We start from the raw sequence: 3652 nt of genomic DNA on the forward strand, positions 1-3652 counted from the left end.
TGCGGAGGTGCAGAAGGCGGCGGGATACTTCTTCGCCCGCCCGGGTGACACGTTCTCGGCCATCTGGACCTCGGTGTCGAACGCGTACGTGTCGATGTTCCAGGGAGCCATCTACAACTTCCGTCGGCCCACCTTCTCGGCGGGCATCCGGCCCCTCACCGAGACGCTCACCTTCGCGACCCCGCTGATCGTCAGCGGTCTCGGTGTCGCGCTGGCGTTCCGGGTCGGGATGTTCAACATCGGCGGCCAGGGGCAGATCCTCATCGCCGCGGCCTGCGCCGGCTGGGTCGGCTTCTCGTTCGACCTGCCGATGTGGGTGCACATCCCCCTCGCGCTCGCCGCGGGGATCGTCGGCGGCGCGATCTGGGCCGGCCTGGTCGGGCTGCTCAAGGCGAGGACGGGCGCGCACGAGGTCATCGTGACGATCATGGCGAACTACATCGCCTACTACCTGCTGTCCTTCCTGCTGCGCACCCCCGGTGCGCTGCAGGCCCCCGGGTCGAGCAACCCGAAGTCGCTGCCGACGAAGCCCTCGGCCATCCTGCCGCTGGTGCTCGGTGAGCGCTATCAGGTCAACCTCGGCTTCATCATCGCCATCATCGTGACGATCGTGCTCTGGTACCTGCTCAACCGGTCGAGCCTCGGCTTCACCTTCCGCGCCATCGGCGAGAACCAGCGGGCCGCGCAGGTCGCGGGCATCGACGTGAAGAACTCCATCGTCTACGCGATGCTGATCTCCGGAGCGTTCATCGGCCTCGCCGGCGCCTACCAGGTGCAGGCGGCCATCCCGACCGGCGTCACCTCGACCATCGACTCCAACATCGGCTTCGACGCGATCACCGTCGCGCTGCTCGGCCGCTCGCGTCCCTGGGGCGTGTTCGCCGCGGGCATCCTGTTCGGGGCGTTCAAGGCCGGCGGTTACACGATGCAGGCCCAGCAGGGCATCCCCGTCGACATCGTGCTCGTCGTGCAGTCGATCATCGTGCTGCTGATCGCCGCGCCGCCGCTCGTGCGGGCGGTCTTCCGACTCCCGGCACCCGTGGCGCGGGCCAAGAGAACCAGACTCTCCGGCAGGAAGGCGGTGGTGACGAAGTGACTGCTGTCGTCGAAGGACAGGACAGGGGCGTTTCGCGGATCACCGTCGCGACCGCCGCCGTGAGGAACTGGAAGGCGCCGATCGCGCTCGGCATCTTCGCCGTCGTCAGCATCCTGCTGTTCGGGGTGTTCGGACGCACGGGGACGAGCAGCTTCCGGCTGTCCACCGACTCCGACCTGTTCCAGCTCCCCGCCGCCCACCTGCCGTCGCGGGCCATCGGCATCCTGATCCCCATCGTGCTCGCGCTCATCGCGCTCTACGCCACCTGGATCGTCTCCCGCGCCCGCAGGGTGCCCATCTGGATCGTGATCGTCTTCGCGGTGCTCGACCTCTTCACCTTCCTCGTCTGGGCGTCGGTGGGGCACACCCTCGCGATTCCCGGGATGCTCGTCAGCGCCGTGAGCCTGAGCGTGCCCCTCATCTTCGGATCGCTCGGCGGGGTGATCTCGGAGCGGGTGGGCGTGGTCAACATCGCGATCGAGGGGCAGCTGCTCGCCGGGGCGTTCGTCGCGGCGCTGGTCGCCTCGGCCACGCACGTCCCGTTGCTCGGGCTGGTGGCGGCGATGGTCGCCGGGATGCTCGTCTCGTTCCTGCTCGCGGCGTTCTCGATCAAGTACATCGTCGACCAGGTCATCGTCGGCGTTGTCATCAACGTGCTCGTCACGGGCCTGACCAGCTTCCTCTACACCCAGGTGCTCAGCCCCAACCAGACGGTGCTCAACTCGCCGCAGTCCTTCCCGCGCATCGAGATCCCGCTGCTGGGCGAGATCCCCGTCATCGGCCCGGTGCTGTTCGACCAGACGATCATCATCTACCTGATGTACGTTGCGGTGTTCATGGTCTGGTTCGGCCTGTTCCACACCCGGTGGGGGCTTCGGCTGCGAGCCCGCGGCGAGCATCCGCAGGCGGCGGACACCGTCGGCATCAACGTCAACCGCGGTCGTTTCTGGAACGTCGCCCTCGCCGGGGCGATCGTCGGACTCGGCGGCGCGTACTTCACCCTCAGCTCGGTTCCGGGGTTCACCAAGGAGATGACGGGCGGAGCGGGATACATCGCCCTCGCCGCGGTGATCTTTGGACGGTGGGACCCGATCAGGGCGACGCTCGCGGCGCTGCTCTTCGGCTTCTCGCAGAGCCTGCAGTTCGCGCTCAGCAGCATCGGCTCGCCGGTGCCCAGCGAGTTCATGCTCATGCTGCCCTATGTCGTGACCATCTTCGCGGTCGCGGGGCTCGTGGGCAGGGTGCGCGGCCCGGCCGCATCAGGCAAGGCCTACGTGAAATCGTGACCGAGATCGACTGGGACGCGCTGCGTTCCGCCGCGACGGAGGCGATGGGGCACTCCTATTCGCCCTACTCGCACTTCCCGGTCGGCGCGGCCGCGATTGTCGACGACGGGCGGGTCATCTCCGGGGCCAACGTGGAGAACGCCTCCTACGGGCTCACCCTGTGCGCGGAGTGCGCCCTCGTGTCGAGCCTGCACATGACCGGTGGCGGGCGGCTCGTCGCCTTCACCTGCGTGGACGGGCACGGCAACGTCCTCATGCCGTGCGGCCGCTGCAGGCAGCTGCTCTACGAGCACTCGACCGCGGGCATGCTGCTCGAGACGGTGTCGGGAATCAAGACCATCGACGAGGTGATCCCGGACGCCTTCGGGCCACGCCAGCTCGAGGAATACGCAGGGAAGTAGCTAGTGGCCATCGAAGCCTTTGACGTCGTCGACCTGATCCGCGCGAAGCGGGATCGGGGTGTCCTCTCCACCGAACAGATCCAGTGGCTCATCGACGCGTACACCCGCGGCTATGTCGCCGACGAGCAGATGGCCGCCATGGCCATGGCGATCTTCCTCAACGGGATGGAGCGCAGGGAGATCCGCGACCTCACCATGGCGATGATCGCCAGCGGTGACACGATGGACTTCTCCGGTCTCACGAAACGGACGACGGACAAGCACTCGACCGGGGGAGTCGGCGACAAGATCACCCTGCCGCTCGCACCGCTCGTCGCCTCCTTCGGGGTCGCCGTCCCACAGCTCTCCGGCCGCGGCCTCGGTCACACCGGCGGGACGCTGGACAAGCTCGAGAGCATCCCCGGCTGGCGCGCCTCGCTGTCCAACGAGGAGTTCTTCGAGCAGCTTGAGAGTGTCGGTGCCGTCATCAGCGCCGCCGGCTCCGGCCTCGCCCCGGCCGACGGCAAGCTCTACGCCCTTCGGGACATCACCGGGACCGTCGAGGCCATCCCGCTGATCGCCTCCTCAATCATGAGCAAGAAGATCGCCGAGGGCACCTCCGCGCTCGTCCTCGACGTCAAGTTCGGGTCCGGCGCCTTCCTCAAGGACATCGAGCAGTCCCGCGAGCTGGCACGTACCATGGTCGCCCTCGGCGAGGATGCCGGCGTCGCGACCTCCGCGCTCCTCACCAACATGAACGTGCCCCTTGGCCTCGCCATCGGCAACGCCAACGAGGTGCGCGAGTCCGTCGAGGTCCTCGCCGGCGGCGGCCCCTCCGATGTCCGCGCCCTCACCGTCGCGCTCGCCCGCGAGATGCTCTCGCTGGCGGG

4 protein-coding genes are annotated in these 3652 nt (G+C 67.9%); all 4 read left to right on the plus strand.

Translation table 11 applies throughout. The features are described from left to right. On the plus strand, positions 1 to 1096 hold a 1096-nt coding region (locus tag VGC18_RS10550), incomplete at its 5' end, for an ABC transporter permease (RefSeq protein WP_331097072.1). Next, on the plus strand, positions 1093 to 2382 hold the full coding sequence (locus tag VGC18_RS10555; RefSeq protein ID WP_414672877.1) for an ABC transporter permease: 1290 nt from the start codon (positions 1093 to 1095) through the stop codon (positions 2380 to 2382). The genes VGC18_RS10550 and VGC18_RS10555, both read left to right, overlap by 4 nt. After that, entirely contained in the window at positions 2379 to 2783 is a 405-nt protein-coding gene (locus VGC18_RS10560; RefSeq protein ID WP_331097074.1) for a cytidine deaminase, read from the plus strand. The genes VGC18_RS10555 and VGC18_RS10560 overlap by 4 nt, the downstream gene beginning before the upstream one ends. A gap of 3 nt (positions 2784 to 2786) precedes the next feature. After that, the coding region (locus tag VGC18_RS10565; protein ID WP_331097076.1) for a thymidine phosphorylase at positions 2787 to 3652 on the plus strand (866 nt) is incomplete at its 3' end.

The sequence above is a fragment of the Lacisediminihabitans sp. genome (assembly GCF_036404185.1).
Taxonomy (GTDB): Bacteria; Actinomycetota; Actinomycetes; order Actinomycetales; family Microbacteriaceae; genus Lacisediminihabitans.